Annotated in this window: 16 protein-coding genes; 2 read left to right on the forward strand and 14 right to left on the reverse strand. The window is 58.7% G+C overall.

Annotation, left to right across the window (positions count from 1 at the left end; all coding sequences use genetic code 11):
- Positions 1–113 precede the first annotated feature (113 nt).
- From HMPREF0326_RS07845 to HMPREF0326_RS07875, 6 genes are all read right to left on the reverse strand, one after another.
- Complete coding sequence (locus tag HMPREF0326_RS07845) at positions 114–326, reverse strand: hypothetical protein (RefSeq protein WP_008684791.1); 213 nt, start codon at positions 324–326, stop codon at positions 114–116.
- A gap of 184 nt (positions 327–510) precedes the next feature.
- Entirely contained in the window at positions 511–2,346 is a 1,836-nt protein-coding gene (gene traI, locus HMPREF0326_RS16030; RefSeq protein WP_332248633.1) for a TraI/MobA(P) family conjugative relaxase, read from the reverse strand.
- Positions 2,343–2,669: a plasmid mobilization protein gene (locus HMPREF0326_RS07860; RefSeq protein ID WP_020990420.1), complete on the reverse strand. Its 327-nt coding sequence runs from the start codon at positions 2,667–2,669 to the stop codon at positions 2,343–2,345. The genes traI and HMPREF0326_RS07860 overlap by 4 nt, the downstream gene beginning before the upstream one ends.
- A 1-nt stretch (position 2,670) precedes the next feature.
- Positions 2,671–3,555 carry a Rha family transcriptional regulator gene (locus HMPREF0326_RS15550; protein WP_020990421.1) on the reverse strand — a complete coding sequence of 295 codons (885 nt, stop codon included), beginning with the start codon at positions 3,553–3,555 and terminating at the stop codon, positions 2,671–2,673.
- Positions 3,556–4,032: 477 nt separating this feature from the next.
- Positions 4,033–4,212, reverse strand: coding sequence for a hypothetical protein (locus HMPREF0326_RS07870; RefSeq protein ID WP_020990422.1), 180 nt, complete (start codon positions 4,210–4,212; stop codon positions 4,033–4,035).
- Positions 4,213–4,380: 168 nt separating this feature from the next.
- Positions 4,381–5,541 (reverse strand): tyrosine-type recombinase/integrase, encoded by a 1,161-nt coding sequence (locus HMPREF0326_RS07875; protein ID WP_020990423.1) that lies wholly within the window; start codon positions 5,539–5,541, stop codon positions 4,381–4,383.
- A gap of 241 nt (positions 5,542–5,782) precedes the next feature.
- On the opposite strand from HMPREF0326_RS07875, the gene HMPREF0326_RS07880 reads away from it, so the two are divergent.
- A complete protein-coding gene (locus HMPREF0326_RS07880) occupies positions 5,783–8,884 on the forward strand; it encodes a molybdopterin dinucleotide binding domain-containing protein (protein WP_008684787.1) in 3,102 nt (1,033 codons plus the stop codon).
- A gap of 50 nt (positions 8,885–8,934) precedes the next feature.
- A complete protein-coding gene (locus HMPREF0326_RS07885; RefSeq protein ID WP_232224922.1) occupies positions 8,935–9,363 on the forward strand; it encodes a kinase in 429 nt (142 codons plus the stop codon).
- Positions 9,364–9,417: 54 nt separating this feature from the next.
- On the opposite strand, the gene HMPREF0326_RS07890 is transcribed toward HMPREF0326_RS07885, so the two are convergent.
- The 8 genes from HMPREF0326_RS07890 to HMPREF0326_RS07925 all read right to left on the reverse strand — a co-directional run bounded on the left by HMPREF0326_RS07890 (position 9,418) and on the right by HMPREF0326_RS07925 (position 17,177).
- A complete protein-coding gene (locus HMPREF0326_RS07890; RefSeq protein ID WP_008684783.1) occupies positions 9,418–9,645 on the reverse strand; it encodes a hypothetical protein in 228 nt (75 codons plus the stop codon).
- 185 nt (positions 9,646–9,830) lie between these two features.
- Positions 9,831–10,001 carry a hypothetical protein gene (locus HMPREF0326_RS07895; RefSeq protein ID WP_008684781.1) on the reverse strand — a complete coding sequence of 57 codons (171 nt, stop codon included), beginning with the start codon at positions 9,999–10,001 and terminating at the stop codon, positions 9,831–9,833.
- Between the two features lie 42 nt (positions 10,002–10,043).
- A complete protein-coding gene (locus HMPREF0326_RS07900) occupies positions 10,044–11,486 on the reverse strand; it encodes a putative sulfate exporter family transporter (protein WP_008684779.1) in 1,443 nt (480 codons plus the stop codon).
- Between the two features lie 584 nt (positions 11,487–12,070).
- The gene (locus HMPREF0326_RS07905) at positions 12,071–12,589 is read right to left on the reverse strand and encodes a HyaD/HybD family hydrogenase maturation endopeptidase (RefSeq protein WP_008684777.1); all 519 of its coding nucleotides are present in this window, start codon (positions 12,587–12,589) and stop codon (positions 12,071–12,073) included.
- 84 nt (positions 12,590–12,673) lie between these two features.
- The gene (gene cybH / locus HMPREF0326_RS07910; protein WP_008684775.1) at positions 12,674–13,372 is read right to left on the reverse strand and encodes a Ni/Fe-hydrogenase, b-type cytochrome subunit; all 699 of its coding nucleotides are present in this window, start codon (positions 13,370–13,372) and stop codon (positions 12,674–12,676) included.
- Positions 13,373–13,458: 86 nt separating this feature from the next.
- On the reverse strand, positions 13,459–15,267 hold the full coding sequence (locus HMPREF0326_RS07915; RefSeq protein ID WP_008684774.1) for a nickel-dependent hydrogenase large subunit: 1,809 nt from the start codon (positions 15,265–15,267) through the stop codon (positions 13,459–13,461).
- A gap of 12 nt (positions 15,268–15,279) precedes the next feature.
- Positions 15,280–16,398, reverse strand: a complete 1,119-nt coding sequence (locus tag HMPREF0326_RS07920) for a hydrogenase small subunit (RefSeq protein WP_008684772.1) — start codon at positions 16,396–16,398, stop codon at positions 15,280–15,282.
- A gap of 221 nt (positions 16,399–16,619) precedes the next feature.
- On the reverse strand, positions 16,620–17,177 hold the full coding sequence (locus tag HMPREF0326_RS07925) for a DUF305 domain-containing protein (protein ID WP_009301877.1): 558 nt from the start codon (positions 17,175–17,177) through the stop codon (positions 16,620–16,622).
- Between the last annotated feature and the right edge of the window lie 49 nt (positions 17,178–17,226).

Consider the following 17,226-nt stretch of genomic DNA (forward strand, 5'->3'; position numbering starts at 1 on the left):
GGCTGTGCCCTCCTTTTTCCGTTTGCGCCGTGCCGACGCTTTCAGGCCAGAGGGTAGCCGTGCCGGGTCAGCCTAGCAGGCAAGCCCACCCCCGGCAATGCTGAAAAGATACTTCAGAAGAGAAAAAGCCCTGTAAGAGGCTTGGTCCAGATGGCCAGCCAAACAAACGTGGCCCGCAGATCAATGATGCCCATGCCGATGAGGGCGTGCAACAAGGTCACAGTGACGACACCAAGGGCAATCGCCCATTTTCGCTTTTCCCACCACGCGGCCGGGTCGGCTAAGAACCTGGATACCCACATGATGATTTTCTTCCTGCTGTCCATCTGAACCTGGCTTTTTTGAAATTCGTGTTACCTGGGAAAATTTTCATGCGCGCCGTCTGGGAAACGCTATATTTTGAAAATCAAAATATCATAGTAAGTTATTATCATGAAGGCCTCGACCGTGCCGGTCGGATCAGTTGCGCCGGCGCTTGTTGGCCAGGCTTTCCCGTGTTTGCAATTCGTGTTACCGCTCCATACCCTGGTTCCTGGGCCGCTCCCGCTCCAACTGGCGTTGCCGGTGGACAACGGCGGGCCGTTCAAAGACGTTCTGGCCCTTCCGCTCATATATCTTCTGGCCACTGGCCAGCGTGTACACGATATCTCCCGTGTCCCTGTCCAGGGAGCCCCGCTTGCGCTGTACGCCCCACTTGGCAGTCATATAATCCAGGGCCGTTTCCCTGGCCTCAGCGCTGAAGCTGATGCTGCGCCCGGTGTCGCAAATTTTTTCGCCATCGGGCAGGGTGAAAATAATACTGCCGAGTTTGCTGATCCTGGCCGTGGTTCCACTGGTCAGGCTTTCCATCAGCGCGACGCTGATGAGGCGGTTTTTTGTTTTGGTGGAAAGCTCGGCATTCTCCAGGATTGCGGTCTTGCCGGCCAAGTAGGCCGCGCGGGCCTGCATGCGGCTCTGCCTTATCTCCGGCGTGACTTCTTCTTCTCTGGACCGGAGGACGGCCAGGGCGGTTTCGTCGCCTTGGGCGGCTTTCTGCCGCAAAAAGTCAAGCCAGTTGCCCGCGCCCTGGTTCACGCGCGCGGCGTGGATTTCTTCCGCTTCATACTGGCGGACCATTTTCATAAGATTAGCCCTGGTCCTGCGCGCTATGGGCCTGCGCTGCAAGTCCATGCGCTGTTGCCCCCACTTCCGGCGGATATCTTCCAGGCCTATTTTTTGGTCCTGACGCTGTTCTTGGAACTCCTGCCAAAGCTGGTTCCGGTTCGGTGCCTTCTGAAGCGGATCCGCGCCATAGCGCCGCTCGCTTTCCGGCATTATTCCCCTGGATGACTGGAAGGCTCCGAACCGGGCTTCCAGCTTCTTCAAAGATAAATCCCGATGCACGGCGCTGGCCTTGGCCATGTGCCGCCCATGTCGGTCCTTGACCACAAGTCCGGCCCCGCGCGGCTTCAGCTCCAGGCCATGCCGGGCAAAGGCGCAATGCACGTCCTCCCAGGAACGCGCATTTTCCAATATGGCCAGAATGCTTTCGCCCTGGTCGCGCGCGTAGCCCTCAAAAGACTGTCGGCCGGTGTGCGCCTCCACGGCTGCGGCCCTTTCACCAAGGCCCTGTTCCTGGGCCTTATCCCGGCCGTTGTCGATGACAAGGCCGTATTCCTTCTCCAGCTCCCGACAGAGCTTGTCGCGTTTGATATAGTCCCGCCAGGGCTCCACGCGCGTCAGCTTTTCCGGGTGGATCAGATTATAAGCGACGTGCATGTGCATGTTTTCCGTGTTGACGTGGACGCCGCAATGCCGCTGATGTTCCGATAGTCCCAAAGCCTGGGCAAAGCGTTCCTCAATGGCCTTGAATGCTTCCGGCGTCAGCCTGGTTTCATCTTCCGGCCGGAAACTCACAATCAGATGATAGGTTTTCTCCTGGGTGGTGCGCGTATTAAGCGCCTGGGTATCGGCCACTTCCTGGATGGCCAGCTCATAATCGTCCCCGGCCCAGCACCCGGCGCACCAGCTTATGAGACATTTTTCAGGCTTTACATCTTCGGAAAGATCAGCGTGCCGTCGCATGCCGCCATCGGCGCGTCGATCAAGGCATGCATCAGCAGGCAGAAAATCCGCAGCTCCTCTTTCCTGTCCTTGCGAGTAAGATGCCAGACGGCATTCGGACAGCCGACGCATGCGGTTTCCGGCAATGCCTTGACCTGTTTCAAAGTGGCGCTGCGGATCATAGTGCCGTTGTCCATCGCTAAACTCCTGCTGCATGTCATGTTCACGCCCGGCGGCAATGTAATTTGCCAGCCGGGCGTAGTTATCATTTTTAGGGGCACACGGAATCCGCTTGCTGATCATAGCGCCCTGATCCTGGCCTTCAGACTTGCCTGAAGCTGATCAATCTTATGGAGCAGTCCGTAAATCTGTTCCTTATGGCCGGTGGCCAGGGCCTGCTTGAGCAGGCCCCCCAGCCGCCCCAGATCGGCGTTGACCTTCAGCAGTTCCCGTCGGGCCTGCTGGTCCTCCCGGCTCTCCACCCGGAAGCCCAGGCACACACGCCGGGCGAACTCCGACATGCTCAGCCCGGCCCGGTCGCTGGACTCCATGATAAGAGTGAACTCATCCGGCGTCACATAGGCTTGTAGCCGTTCCGTGCGTTTGGGCTTCTTTTCTTCCGGCATGCTACCAGACCCGCGCTTCCAAGGTATGATTGGCAATCCCTCCCCAAAGAACGAAAAGGGCCTTGAGGGTGTCCCGTTCGCTCACAATGTCGTCCAGGCTATCCACACCACAACGGTTAAGAATATAGTTGCGAATATCTGTCTCCGAGAAGTCGGTCACCTGACGCCAGAAAGTCAGCATCCCCTGAAAAGCATCCCTCAACTCCACTGAAGCCGGATTGCTCTCTTGACGCTCCCAGGTGTGCACGAAAAAAAGCTTTTTAAAAGTATTGGTAATGGCCTCCATGAAATCGGATTGGGGCAAATCCTCAATCCTTTCAATATGCATTTTCTCGCAAAACCGCGCCACAGCTTCATCCCAGGTCATTTCCTGAACAAATGACTCCATATGGAGCAAACCATGCACGGCTTTAGCGTCGCTCTTGGATATTTTCCGCCGGGGCCTGAAGAAACGACTACGCTCCTTGGGGGAGATGGCTTTCTCCTCTTCTTCCGGAATGGGCCTCGGTTCTTCCGGCTGTCTGGCCAGCAGCGCCGCTTCCATCGCGTTAAACGCCTCCAGGAACTTTTCCTTCCAGAGTGCGGCCTTCTTGCCCGTGAAACCCATGGCCAGGAAGGCGAAGCCGTCGCGGGTGATCTGATAAAAGGGATATTTTCGCCCATCTGGTGCTAACTCACTGGAATAATTACAGAGCTGAAAATTCAGCTCTAGAAACTCCTTCGAGCACTCCAAATTCTCAATCGCCTGAAGCACGTTTTTGTGCTCCTTCTCGAAGGCATTGGCGACGGTCAGCGACGTGGTGAACATCTTGCCGTCGTCAATCTGCACAATGTTTTCAATGGGTTGCATGGCTGTTTCCTGTTCGTTGGTCTGGCTGTCTTCCATGATTTTCTCCCTGTTTTTAGCGTTGAGCCGAAGGCGAATAAGCAAGCCACCCCCGGCGTTGAGGGGGCAGGACGTAAAGTCGTCACTTGAAAAGTGACGTTACTTTACCTGTCCTGTCTTCTTTTGATTTTGACCACTGTAGCACAGTATTATCGAGATTGGTATGCTTTAAAAACATTTTCAAAGTGGTTCAATCTCGCTCAATGTTGTTCAAAGATTTCAAGAGTTGCTAAAAGCTGCCCAAAGCTGACAAGAGTTGCTAAATGTCTATGGGCGCGCGGGCACAAAAAACGTAGAGGTAATTTTAGATATTTGATGTATTTTGATATCGTTATATATTTTTTGTTGTTTATAGATATTTTTTGCTCAAAAAAAGAATAAAAAAAAAATCCCAGCGAACTGGGATTCATTGAATTTCTCATCGTGTGAGAGCTACGGGACTATAGATCGTCAACCGATGCGGGCCGAGTATATATCCTACATGGACCCTACTGCCGTTCTAAAGTCTTTGATGATATCCTTCAAGCTGGTCGAGCTGACTTTTGGGCTTGCTAGCCAAACCATACAGATTAGAGCATCAAACCCTTCTATTAAAATTTTATTTTGAAATTCAAGCAAGTTGTTTTGCTTCTCAAGCAACTCTTTAATTTCTTCCATGTCATAATACCTCCGGGTTGATGATTGCTATTTTTACTGTGAATTTTTATATTTTTTTGTCATTCTTTTCTTTCGGGCGAATCTTATTTGTCTCAATTTTGGCTATATAAAATTCTATAACCTTATTCTCGTTCTCACCTTCATCATGCCTCTACCGCTCATGCTTCCTCAGACGGGAAGGCGATCCAGCGCATCCCGCTGCGCCGCCGGGGAAAGCTTTGCGTACCGCTCGGTCATGCTGATCGTCTTGTGCCCGGCCAGTCTGGCGATCGTAAACAACGGCACGCCCTCGATGGCCAGCCAGGAACAAAATGTGTGTCTGAACGTATGGAAGACTATTTTGTGTTCACTATCAACGGTCGATCCATTAAGGCCGGTGTCTTCCATGAATCTTGCGAAAGCATTGGATGTGACATTACTGGACAATCTTTGCCCTTTACTGCCTGTAAACAGGAATGCGGAATTGTCGGCCGGGATAAGGTTCTTGAGTTCTTTCTCAAAATTTTTCGGAATATATGCGGTTCGCTCGCCTGCCTTGCCATCTCTGACACGCATAATTCCCTGAGAAATATTGATATCATTCCCGCGTAAATTTAGGATTTCATTTAACCTGAGTCCAGTGTATAGAGCAATCTTTGCTATGTGGTAAAGTTTACATGACACAAGACTCAGCCCATCAAGAATCTGGCCTGCTTCCTTATGGGTCAGATATCGTTCCCTTTTTACAAAGGCATTTTTTACCGTAACCCCGGCAAGCGGATTTCTCCCCTCAACAAGGTTCCATTTGAACGCCCTGCTGACGATCCTTTTGAAATCGGAAAGAATTTTGGCCACGGTCGCGGCTTTCAGAGCTGTGCCCTGCTTGCCGCCTCTGGTCAATAGCTCTTGTTTGAAATTCTCGATATCCAGCTCAGAGAGGGCAAGAATGTACTGATGCCCAAAACGGGGCCGGATATGATGCTCATACGTCTTTTCTACCACATACTGATCTTTCAGATTCGGCAACCAGTTTCTTTTGAATACCGCCCAGGCTTCATCAACCGTTATGCCGGAGGGGAGAGGAGGAGGTGGTGCTTCCCCAAACAGTTCAGGGTGGCGGATTTTGCGCACACGCTCCCCCCTCAAGTCCAGGGCGTCCTGAACCGTGTAGCCTTCGGAGCGCCAGCCGACTTTCTCGAAGATGAACTTTCCGTGAGCGTCCTTGTAGGTGATATCGTAACACTTGTCCGGCTTGCCGTCTGGGCACATGCGGTTCTTCCCGTACCGGAAATAGACGCCGACATACTGCGTCTTGATACGCTTTCCGGTCGGCTGGGAAATCTCGGACATGAGGGCCTCCCATTTCCGCTTGCTAGCTTTTGGAGATTGTGGTAGCCCTTAAATTAAGCTGATTTCTGGATGCGAAACAAGAGAAAATTTAGAAAGAATTTCGACTAAAAATTAAATAGCGCTATTTCAATGGGTTAACACTCACTTCTTTTGATGTGTTTACATTTCAAAGGTAATCTGTTCTGAGGGCTGAATCGCCAACGCGCCGGACGCATCTTCGGCGCAACAAGGTTGTAGAAATATGGATGACAAGAAACGGAATTTTTTGAAAAAAGGCGCGCTTGCCGCCGTGGGGCTGGGAGTTTTCGCCGCCGCCTCGCTGGATACGGCGCGGCGCATGGTGCGGGGCCTGCGCGAGGGCACAGCAGGCGTGCCTGTTGCCGACGCGGAAAACAAGAATTCCCTGGTTCCCGAATACCGGATGAATCCGGAAGGCCATGCCGTGCCGGTCAAGGGGCAGCGCGTGGCTTTCAACCAGTGCTGGGGCTGCACCACCTTCTGCGGCGTGCGCCTGCATATCGACGAGGCCACGGACCGTGTGGTGCGGGCTGCGGGCAATCCTTACAATCCCTTGTCCACCAGTCATCAGCTGCCTATGAGCACGCCCGTGAGCGAGGCTCTGGCCGCGCTCTCCGCGCGCGGCGACAGCGGCTACGCGCAGCGGGCCACGGTCTGCGGGCGCGGGGCGGCCATGCTGGAGGCCAACAGCAACCCTTTCCGGATCACCCGCTGCCTGAAGCGCGCGGGCAAGCGCGGCGAGGGCAAGTGGAAGAGCCTTTCCTTTGAGCAGCTGGTGGCGGAAGTGGTGGACGGCGGCGACCTTTTCGACGAAGGGCATGTGGACGGCCTGCGGGCCATCCGCGAAGCCAAGGGACCGGCCAATCCGAAAATGCCCGAATTCGGCCCGCAGTCCAACCGCCTTTTGCTGACCTACACCACGGAGGACGGCCGGGAGCAGATTTTTCTGCGCCGCTTCGGCCAGGCCTCCTACGGCACCAAGAATTTCGGAAAGCACGGCGCGTATTGCGGCCTTTCCTTCCGGCTGGGCGCGGGACTTTTTCTGAATGACCTTCAGGCCATGCCCCACACCAAACCCGATTTCGAGCACTGTGAATTCGTGCTGTTCTGGGGCACGGCACCTTCCCAGGCGGGCAATCCTTTCAACCGCTCGGCGCGGATGCTGGCGGACGCACGCTCCGGGGGAAAAATGCGCTATGCGGTCATTGATCCCGTCCTGCGCCTGCCCGTGACCAGCGCCGCGCGGGACCGGGCGCAATGGGTTCCGATTCGGCCGGGCATGGATTCAGCCCTGGCCTTGGGCATGATCCGTTATATCCTCGACAACAACCGCCATGACGCGGCCTTTTTGTGCCATCCCACACTGGCGGCCGCGCGCAAAGCCGGAGAGGCCGGATTTTCCAATGCCACGCATCTGGTGCGGCTTTCCGGCAAGCAGGCCGGGGCGCTGCTGCGGGTGGCCGATCTGGGCGCGGCGGGAGTCTTTGCCGGGGCCGACAAGAACGACGCCGTGGTCATGAGCCCGGACGGCCGCATGCTGCCCGCCGGGGCCTGTGAGCAGGCGGCCTTGTTTTACCGGGGTTCGTTGCCTCTGGACGGTGAACAGGTGGAAGTGGCCAGCGCATTGCAACTGCTCAAGGAAGAAGCGGACAGCAGCAGCCTGGAAGAATATTCCCGCCTGTGCGGCGTGCCGGTGCGGACCATCACCGATCTGGCGACACGGCTGACAGCTCACGGCAAACGCGCGGCCGTGGATGTGCACGGCGGCATGATGAGCACTTCCGGCGTCAACGCCGCCTTTGCCGTGCTGACGCTGAATACCCTGATCGGCAATATCAACGTCAAAGGCGGCCTTTCCGTGGGCGGCGGGGGCTACCACAAGGCAGCCCTCAAGGGGCCGCGCTATGATTTGCTGGCCTTCGAAGGGCAGAGTGCTCCCAAGGGCTTTCCGGCCATCCGTTGCCGGGCACCGTATCAGAAGTCCACGGAGTTCAAAAAGAAGGTCGCGGCCGGTGAAAATCCGTATCCTTCGGAATATCCCTGGTTCCCCCTCACGCCGCCCAACATGCCCGCCGAACATCTGCTGGCGCATGCCAACGGCAATCCCTTCAAATACAAATGCTGGATCAACTGGAAGGGCAATGCGCTCTACGGCCACGGCGGGCTCAAACAGGCGGTGGGCAAATGTCTGGAAGACTCCCGCGATCTGCCGCTGATTATCGGCATCGATACCTTTCATAATGAAACCAACGCCTATGCGGATTATCTGGTGCCCGATCCCTGCATGTATGAGCTCTGGGGCGGTTTTTCCGGAGCCTGGGCCGGTACGCTGACCCCGGTCTCCACGGCCCGCTGGCCCGCCGTGACGCCGCGCCAGGCCCGGAGCGCCTCCGGCGAGCCGGTCTGTATGGAGCTGTTCATCATTGAGGCGGCCAAGCGCATGGGCCTGCCCGGTTTTGGGGACAAGGCCATCCGGGGCGCGGACGGCACGCTGCATCCGTTGCACACCCCGCAGGATTTTTATCTGCGGCATGCGGCGAATATCGCCTGGTTCAAAAACGACGTGCTGCCGTCCCCTGGGGCGGAGGATATCGCGCTTTCCGGGGTGCGGCCCATCCTGGGGGATATTCAGCGCATTCTGCCGCCCGAAGAGCAGGGGCCCGTCACCTTTCTCTACACCCGCGGCGGCAGGTTCGCGCCCTATGACGCGGCCTATCGAGGCGAGGAACTGGGCGTCAAATGGGAAAAGGCCCTGGCCGTCTACAACGAGGACGCGGGCACGGCCGTCAATTCCCGGACAGGCAAGCCGTATCGGGGCACGCCCTGCTGCCTGCCGCCCCTGCTGTATGACGGCCGGAAGCTGCGCGAGGTCTGGACCTCTGCGGAATATCCCCTGGAGCTGATTTCCTTCAAATCCAGTCTGATCAATTCCTACGGCGTTGTGTCGCCCCGGCTTCTGAGCATCAAGGGCGTCAACCTGGTGGTTTTGCATCCTGCCGATGCGCAAAAGGCGGGCGTCCGGCACGGCGACAGGGTGCGCCTGGTCACGCCGGGCGGCAGCGCGGCGGCCTATGCCAGTGTGGGGGAAATGGTCATGCCCGGCGTGGTGGCGGTGGAGCACGGTTTCGGGCATACGGGCCTGGGCGCCTCTGATGTGGAGATCGACGGCGTGCGCACCCCGGCCCGGAAAAGCGTGGCGGCGGGCATCAACCTCAATGACCTGGTGCCCCCCGATCCCACCCGCAAGGGCCTGTCCGCTCTGGCGGAACATATGGGCGGCCCGGCGGCCCGGCAGGGCATACCGGTGCGTATCGAGAAGGTTTGAGGGGGGGGCTGATCAGCTTCAGCGGCTTGCCCGGCGTGGGTAAAAGCAGCGTGGCGCGACTTCTTGCCCAGCGGATCAAAGCCGTCTGGCTGCGCATTGATTCACTGGAGCAGGCTTTGGTCCGCTCCGGCGTTGTTGACCGGGATGGCCTGGGGCCAGCGGGCTATTACGTGGGCTATGCCCTGGCGTTGGATAATCTGCGGCTGGGCCTTACCGTACTGGCGGATTGCGTCAACCCGCTTGCCCTGACTCGCAATGCCTGGCGGGACGTAGCGTTTGAAGCGGGCGCGGAGCTGCTGGAAGTGGAATTTGTCTGCTCTGATGCACGGGCGCATCGGGCACGGGTGGAAGCGCGGTTGTGCGAAGTTCCCGGTCTGCTTCTCCCCGACTGGCGGGCGGTACGGGAACGGGAATATGAGGTCTGGGAGCGCGCGCCTCTGGTGCTGGATACCGCCGTACTGTCGCCGTGCGGGCTGTAGCGGCGTCTTCGCGGGCGCGTTGAGACGGAGACGCGCGCCCCTCCCGAAGTTCTTTCAGGCTTTGTTTTCTTCCAGCGGCATGGCTTCCCAGGCTTCGAAGTCATAGAGGCTTGTGCCGGGATTTTTGGCGCAGGCCGAAGTGTGATCGTAGGTTTCCACCACCGGCCATTGGGTAACCCGGCCCAAGGCTTCCTGAAAGGAAGCGGCCTCAATGATCTGATGGCGGCTGATCGTAAGGTTTTCGTTGGGCCCCGCGATATAATGCACACGGTACTGCGGCATGACTGTTTCCTTTACGGCGGCGGGACGTGCCCGGACGCCGGGTGGTTGAACGAGCATTTCAAGTGTTACATGCTCTGGTTGCGCCGGGCGGCAAGCCGCATCGGCCTTTGAGAGAGAAGGTGAAGAGCGGGAGCGCGTTGTGGGCGCGCTCCCGCTCTTTCGTCAGTTCTGATGCAAGGCCTGGTCTAGCTGTGAGCGCTCGGGAAGAGATAGCTCACGAACCAGAGCACCACGAGCAGGGTGACGCCCAGCCCCCAGCTCCAGTGGATGAGCTTCAGTTCCGTCTCATCCAGGGGTTCATATTCCATTTTCTGGACTTCTTCGTGGAACTTCACGTCCTTCTTGTCTTCAGACATATCCGACTCCTTGTGAGGATGAAACCTCTTGGGTGAAACGCGTTAACCGGCCATCACAGGCGGCGTCATGCCGTGGAAGAACGCCCACGAGATGAACAGACCGATCCAGATAATAAAGCCGAACAGGCAGATGATGTACACGACGGCCAGTTTGCCGATGCCTTCCTCCATCAGCTTGCGGAAGTTGGAAACCATGCCGATGGTGAAGAAGGTCAGGGTGAAGAAGATGGTGCGCAGAGGTCCGAGCGTGCTGATGACGCTCTTGCCCATGGCGGCCAGTTCCTTGGACTGCAGGCAGATCAGCAGCATAATCACGAAGGTGCCCACATAGCCCAGCACGAAGCGCGGGAAACGGGCCCACACGTCGCCGAAGGTCATGGTGCGTTCGCCTCTGGTCTTGTCGAACTTGGCTGCCCAGACCCAGGCCAGCACAAAGGCCCACACGCCGATGAAGATGTCGATGAAGATTTTAACCGTGGTCGTGACCATGGTGATCCAGCCGGATTCCCAGATGATGCCGGCTTCCATGGCCTTGGCGCGGATCAGGGCGTCGGTGATGGCACCGCTGGCGATGGCGCCGCCGTCGGACTTGACCGCCAGGCCCATCCAGCCGCCGGCCACCATGGGCTCGTTGTGCAGGAAGAAGGCGGCCACGAAGGGCAGCACCAGCATTTCAATGCAGGTGAAGACCACGATCAGCGAGGAAACCATGATCGGCACTACGGGCCGGGCGCGGATGGCGCTGCCCGTGGCGATGGCGGCGGACACGCCGCAGATGGAGATGCCGGAAGCCATGGGCACGGCCCATTCACGGCTGAATTTGAAGTATTTGCGGGCGATGTAGTACACTGTGGCCCAGTAGATCAGATAGGCTTCCACAATGGCGCAGAGACCGCGGAAGATGATGTGGCCGGCATAACCGGAAGCGCCGGCGGCCTTCACGCCCAGTTCCGCGCCGAGCACCACGATGGCGATTTTGACGAACAGTTCGGGACGGCAGGCGTCACGCAGCATATCGGCCAGGGCGGGGGCGACGTTGCTGATCAGGATGCCCGCGATCAGGGCAACGATGAAGCCCGCTTCCGTGGTCAGGCCGATGGACCAGGAAATGCCGAATTTGGCCTGCTGGTTGGGCGTGGCCGCGATGTGGGCGTTGGCGCCCAGCATGAAGAAGAATTCAGCGATAAAAAAGACGATGGTGAAGGCCACCACAAAGCGGCCCACATTGCCGCCCAGGCATTTGATGCCCACGGCGAGCACCGCGGTCATTGCCGCCCAGGTCAGCAACAACGAGCCGATGCCGGAGATGTCGGCATAGCCTTTGTTGGTCACCGAGAAGGCATCGCTCATGTTCGTCCACATGTTGGTCTTGAGCACCCAGCCCAACACGTCGACGCCCCACAGGTTCAGAGCGGCCAGGATGAAGACGAAGCAGCCGATAAAGAGGGCTACGCTGTCTTCGGTTAATTTGTTGTTGTTTGCCATAAACCATCCCTCCTAGAAGTGCAGATACGGGATTCTCCTCCACCATAGGTGGAAGTCCCTTATGCTGATGTCCGGCGGGACGTCGACAACTCGGCGCGCGTCGGGCAGAAAAGCCGTTATTTGGCTGTGCCCCCATATGCGGTCTGAGGCAGTGGATTTTCCGTTGCCGCAGGCAGGCGCCTGCGGGCGACACGGACAGTGCGTGCCTACCAGAGCCCTCATCCGCTGTCAACACTATAGCTGTAAATTCAAGCTGGCAAAAGCGGTATTTCGCTATCCGTGGACTTTTTTATCCGTCAGTACTGTGAAGCCCGCATGTTTTCTCTGTAATTTTTTTCGAAAGAGCGTTTGTGCATATTTTCTCAAATATATTGCAGGCCGTATATTCTTATTCCGTGGTTGGTTGAGTGCATTATGCAGGGCCGTCCGCTTTTTTTGAGTGATTCAGCTTGCGGAATATGACGGCTTTGCCGCTCTGTCCCCCGGCGGCGTGAATTCAGGTATTTTGTCGTAAAAACCGGGAGTTTTTTCATGCCGCGCGCGAATGGGCGGATATCCCGGTCCGGATGTCGCGGGGAAACGGTTCAGAGCTCGGCCAGGACCGGGGCCGAAAGATGGCGGGGCTCCGGGCGGCGGACGGCTTCAATGCCCCAGTGGCGAAGCAGTCCCAGGGCCTGGTTCACAGCCTCGGGCAGGATGCGCTCCACTTCCGGCGAGCAGTGCGCGCCCAGGGTCATGGCCGCCGGCTGCACGCCCAGCAGGGCACAGCGTCGCGGCTGGGTGCCGCGCAGGGCCGCCAGACCCAGCACTTCGGAAAAGCTGTTCTGATGCGGGCCGACTTTCTGCGCTGTGACATAGGCGGGTACTTCCTCCCGCAGGGTCAGCTCGCCCGGTTCAAGGCCGAAATCCACGGCATCCAGCACCAACAGGCTGTCCGCCTCCTCCACGAAGGTGAGCAGGGTCTGGCCCTGCGTGCCGCCGTCCACCACGCTGACGCCCGGCGGGAAATCCCAATGGGCGTACAGATGCTGCGCCAGGCGCACGCCGAAGCCCTCGTCGCCGTAGAGAAGGTTGCCCAGTCCCAGGATAATTGTTTTTTCCATATCCTTTCTCGCAATTCCGGCCGGTTCCGGCGCGGGGATGCGCGGGAACCGGCCGGGCGTTTGAACGCTGTGAGGTTATGCGGATCAGCTCCGGCGGCGCTCACGGAAGCCACTGATCATAGTGGAAACCAAGGTGGTCTTGCCCATGATTTCCTCACGAATCACCATATAGATGTGCACGGTGACGAAGGTCACCAGCAGCAACATGCCCAGCCGGTGCAGGCTGCGCAGCTCCTGATCATTGCCGCCCACCCAGTACATCAGGTCCAGCATGAAGAGGAAGGGCCTGAAGATGGGTGACTGGGGGGCGCTCTGGGCATACAGGCCCAGACCGCTGAGCATGATGATCAGCATGAAGACCATGCCCACGGCCATGCCCGCCTGGGCCAAGGGATTGTGTCCCACATAGACCCGGGGCTCCTTGTCCAGGAAGAGATACCAGCGGATGTCGCTCCACAGGCCGCCCCACCAGGATTTACGCCAGAACGGCAGGATGACCAGTTCCCGCGAGTACCTGTTGCCGATCAGAGCGTAGAGGTAGCGCAGCACCGTACTGATTATCAGGATGAAGCCGGCGATGAAGTGGGCCATGCGGGTATAGCCCATGTAAAAGGTATCGTAAGGCTGCCCGGTGACGGAAAGCCAGGGTTTGCCGATAATGTAGCCCGTGACGATCAGCACGCTGACGCACGCGACCATGGTCCAGTGCCAGATCCTGATGGGCAACTGGTAGACATAGGCTGACTTGCCCACAGGCTCCAGCACGTTATCACTGTTGTTCATGACATTTCTCCACAAGGCGGGGGTTCCGTATGCCGGATTCACCCCGCGCCCGTACGTTGTTGCCGCGCCAGCGCGGCAACAACGGTTCAGAAGCTCCGGTCCACGCGCACGGTCAGCAGGTCCTTGCCGTCGGGCCCGATGATATGGGTGGCGCAGGCCAGACAGGGGTCGAAGCTGTGCAGGGTGCGCAGAATTTCCAGCGGCTGATCGGGAATATCCATGTGGGTTCCCATCAGCGCGGCCTCGTATGCGCCCAGCTGGCCCTTGGGACCGCGCGGGGCGGCGTTCCAGGTCGTGGGCACAATGCACTGGTAGCGTTCGATCTTCCTGTTCTTGATCACGATCCAGTGGCCCAGAGCGCCGCGTGGGGCTTCGGTAAAGCCCACGCCGCGCACCTCGCCTTCCGGCCAGGTGTCGGGGCTCCAGTTTTTAGTATTGGCCGTGGAGGTGTTGCCGTTTTTCAGGTTGGTCACCAGCCGGTCATAGAAGTAGCGCAGTTTTTCGGCGGACCAAGCCAGCTCCAGGGAGCGGGCGGCGATGCGGCCCAGCGTGGACTGGAGCACCGAGACCGGCGCGCCCAGACGGCCGCAGAAGTCGTCCACCATGCCCTTGATGGCGTCGTCCTTTTTTGCGTAGCCCACCAGGGTGCGGGCCAGGGGCCCCACTTCCATCTGGTTGCCGCGCCAGAGCGGGGTTTTCAGCCAGGAATAGCGGGCCTGTTCGTCCACCTGCTTGAGGTCCGTGGGCGTGCCCTTGATGTTCGGGCCGGGCTGATAGTTGGGGTCGGTGACGCCGTCAAAGGGATGCAGGCCCACCTTGCCCAGGGGATAGTCGTACCAGGAGTGATTGACGCTCTCCTGAATTTCATCAAGGTCCGTGAGGTTGACGGGCAGGACTTCCTCAAAGTTGCCGTTGATGATCGCGCCGCGCGGCATCAGCAGGCTCTTGTCCGAGAAATCGTTGGCGATGTCCGGAATGCCGCCGTAGGCCAGCACCGAAAGTTTGGACAGGCCGCTGCCGATGCCGAGCCAGTCCTTGTAGAAAGTGGCCAGGGCCAGGGTATCGGGGATCACCACCTGCTGGGCGAAGACCCGGCATCGCTCGATGACCTGAAGAATGTATTCCAGGCGCTCCTGGTTGATGACGTCGGCCGCGCCGTAGGCGTTGATGTTGAGGGAACAGGGCACGCCACCCACCAGCCAGTTGGGGTGGGGATTTTTGCCGCCGAAAATGGTGTGGATGTGAATGACGTCTTTCTGGAAGTCCAGGGCTTCCAGATAGTGAGCCACCACCATCAGATTGGCTTCGGGCGACAGCTTGTAGGCCGGATGACCCCAGTAGCCGTTGGTGAAGATGCCGAGATTGCCGGATTCGATGACTTTGAGCAGCCGGTCCTTGACCGATTTGAAATAGCCCGGCGAGGAATTGGGCCAGGGCGAGAGCTTCTGGGCCAGGGCCGAGGTCTCGTATGGGTCGCCCTTGGAGGCCGAGACCACATCCACCCAGTCCAGGCCCGCCAGATGGTACATGTGCACCAGATGGTCATGGTACATCAGGCAGAGCTGCATCATATTGCGGATGATATTGGCGTTGTCCGGGACGTCGATGCCCAGGGCGTTTTCCACGGCATGCACCGAGGCCAGGGCGTGGGTGCCGGTGCAGACGCCGCAGATGCGCTCCACAAAAGCCCAGGCGTCGCGGGGGTCTCGGCCCTTGAGGATGATCTCGATGCCGCGGAAGATGGTGCCGCAGGACACGGCGTTGGTGATGACGTTCTGTTCGTCCAGATTCACCTCGCAGCGCAGATGGCCCTCAATGCGGGTGACCGGGTCCACCACGACGCGGCGGCCCGCGTCAATGACTGTGTATCCTTGCGTGGTATATTCGTAGGCCATGGATATCGTTCCTTAGCTGTTGGAGTCGTTGGTATTGGTGGTTGAAGCGCTGGTGTCGGCCTTTTTTTCGGGGCAGCGGGCATGCCGGATCATGCTGGCAACGCCGTGCACGGCCACACCGGCGGCCACACCGGCCACGGCGGCCACACCCACAGTCTCGGCCGTGGCGTTGGTGCCGAAGTGCGGGATGGTGGTGATGCGGTCGTAGAAGGAGCCCTGATCCCAGAAGTTCTGTTCCGAGCAGCCGATGCAGCCGTGCCCGGACTGGATGGGGAAGGACACGCCGTTGTTCCAGCGTGTGGCCGGGCAGGCGTTGTAGGTGGTGGGGCCTTTGCAGCCCATCTTGTACAGGCAGAGGCCCGAACGCGCGCCTTCGTCATCCCAGGATTCCACATATTCACCGGCGTCGAAGTGGGCCCGGCGGTAGCACTGGTCGTGCACGCGTTTGCCGTAGAACATTTCCGGGCGCCCCTGGGAATCCAGCGCGGGCAGACGGTCATAGGTGATGATATAGGCCAGAATGGCGCTCATGACTTCCGGAATGGCCGGACAGCCCGGCACCTTGAGCTGGGGCTTGTTGGGAAAGAGCTTGTGCAGCGGCGTGGCCGCAGTGGGGTTGGGGCTGGCAGCCTGGACGCAGCCCCAGGAAGCGCAGGTGCCCCAGGCAACCACGGCCTTGGCGTGTTCCACGCCGCGCGCGAGTTTGTCCATAAAGGGCTTGCCGCCGTCGATGCAGTACATGCCCTGGCCGTTCAGGGGCGTATTGCCTTCCACGGCCAGAATGTACTGCCCCTTGTATTTGCTGATGGCCTCGTCATAGGCCGCCGTGGCCTGTTCGCCGGCGGCGGCCATGATGGTGTCCTGATAGTCCAGGGCGATCATGGCCAGAATGATGTCCGTGGCCAGGGGGTGGGCCGTGCGCAAAAAGGATTCCGTGCAGCAGGAGCAGGAAAGCCCGTTGATCCAGAGCACGGGAAGACGCGGCTTGGTGGACAGCGCCTCGGCCATGACCAAATCCGAGCCGGGGCCGAGCCCCAGCGCCACGCTGGTGATTGCGCAGAATTTCAGGAAATCCCGGCGGCTGACGCCGCGGTTGCGCAGCATTTCAGCGGTTGTCTCAAGATGTGCCATATAACGTTACCTCAAATGTAAATTATAGCTTCAATGGTTCGCACAGGGCGGCCTGCAATGCCGCCCGGCCCCGGCCGACGGTGCGCAGGGAGAACAGCGGCGCGGGCCGCCATTCGCCGGACGCAAACACTGAAGACCACTGCGCCTCACGGCGCAATGCCCCCCATACGTAAGCCCTGCCCCGACAGCAGCCCCCTGCCGCCGGAACATCCTCTCTCTCGTTAGATGTTGTGATCGCCCCGGTCGTTGAGCCAGGTTCTGAAGGCGTGCATCTCCGCGGCCTGGGCTTCGATGATTTCCTGGCCCAGCTTGAGCAGATCCGCTTTCTGCGAATGCACAAGCACGGGCACGGTCATCGTCACCGCCATGCCGTGGTGGGGCAGCATCTGCTGCACAAACTGCACATTGGGATTTTGGGAAGTATACATATGCATCATATTCTGCATATCATGGCGCATGGCATCATACGCCTGCTGATCCAGCCCGCCCGCATCCTTGAGCCAGGCTTTCATCTGCTCGATTTCCTCTTTCTGGGCCTTGATGATCTGCTTGGCCCAGGCGGCCACCTGCGGGTCCTGCTGTTTCTTGGGCGCGGCCAGCAGCACTTCGGACATCTGCACGGCCCCTTCATGATGGGCGATCATGCCGGAAAGGTAGACCCTGTCGGAATACGCGTTCTGGTCGTGGGCCATGTCGTGGCCGCCCATGTTTTGTTCCATCGCCTGTGCGGGCATGGCTGCCAGAAGAAGGAAAAGAAGGCTCAAATATATTTTACGCATGTTTTGCTCCAGAATTGCATCGGCCATCCGTGCGGCCCGGTTCCAGCCG

The organism is Desulfovibrio sp. 3_1_syn3 (assembly GCF_000145315.2).
Lineage (GTDB): Bacteria > Desulfobacterota > Desulfovibrionia > Desulfovibrionales > Desulfovibrionaceae > Desulfovibrio > Desulfovibrio fairfieldensis.

What these genes read in the sequence shown, in the direction of transcription:
- HMPREF0326_RS07880 (WP_008684787.1), top strand. Translation starts at nt 5,783, where the DNA reads ATGGATGACAAGAAACGGAATTTTTTGAAAAAAGGCGCGCTTGCCGCC.
- HMPREF0326_RS07920 (WP_008684772.1), bottom strand. Translation starts at nt 16,398, where the DNA reads ATGGCACATCTTGAGACAACCGCTGAAATGCTGCGCAACCGCGGCGTC.
- HMPREF0326_RS07925 (WP_009301877.1), bottom strand. Translation starts at nt 17,177, where the DNA reads ATGCGTAAAATATATTTGAGCCTTCTTTTCCTTCTTCTGGCAGCCATG.
- HMPREF0326_RS07900 (WP_008684779.1), bottom strand. Translation starts at nt 11,486, where the DNA reads ATGGCAAACAACAACAAATTAACCGAAGACAGCGTAGCCCTCTTTATC.
- HMPREF0326_RS07890 (WP_008684783.1), bottom strand. Translation starts at nt 9,645, where the DNA reads ATGCCGCAGTACCGTGTGCATTATATCGCGGGGCCCAACGAAAACCTT.
- HMPREF0326_RS07905 (WP_008684777.1), bottom strand. Translation starts at nt 12,589, where the DNA reads ATGGAAAAAACAATTATCCTGGGACTGGGCAACCTTCTCTACGGCGAC.
- HMPREF0326_RS07875 (WP_020990423.1), bottom strand. Translation starts at nt 5,541, where the DNA reads ATGTCCGAGATTTCCCAGCCGACCGGAAAGCGTATCAAGACGCAGTAT.
- HMPREF0326_RS07895 (WP_008684781.1), bottom strand. Translation starts at nt 10,001, where the DNA reads ATGTCTGAAGACAAGAAGGACGTGAAGTTCCACGAAGAAGTCCAGAAA.
- HMPREF0326_RS15550 (WP_020990421.1), bottom strand. Translation starts at nt 3,555, where the DNA reads ATGGAAGACAGCCAGACCAACGAACAGGAAACAGCCATGCAACCCATT.
- HMPREF0326_RS07845 (WP_008684791.1), bottom strand. Translation starts at nt 326, where the DNA reads ATGGACAGCAGGAAGAAAATCATCATGTGGGTATCCAGGTTCTTAGCC.
- HMPREF0326_RS07870 (WP_020990422.1), bottom strand. Translation starts at nt 4,212, where the DNA reads ATGGAAGAAATTAAAGAGTTGCTTGAGAAGCAAAACAACTTGCTTGAA.
- traI (WP_332248633.1), bottom strand. Translation starts at nt 2,346, where the DNA reads ATGATCAGCAAGCGGATTCCGTGTGCCCCTAAAAATGATAACTACGCC.
- HMPREF0326_RS07915 (WP_008684774.1), bottom strand. Translation starts at nt 15,267, where the DNA reads ATGGCCTACGAATATACCACGCAAGGATACACAGTCATTGACGCGGGC.
- cybH (WP_008684775.1), bottom strand. Translation starts at nt 13,372, where the DNA reads ATGAACAACAGTGATAACGTGCTGGAGCCTGTGGGCAAGTCAGCCTAT.
- HMPREF0326_RS07860 (WP_020990420.1), bottom strand. Translation starts at nt 2,669, where the DNA reads ATGCCGGAAGAAAAGAAGCCCAAACGCACGGAACGGCTACAAGCCTAT.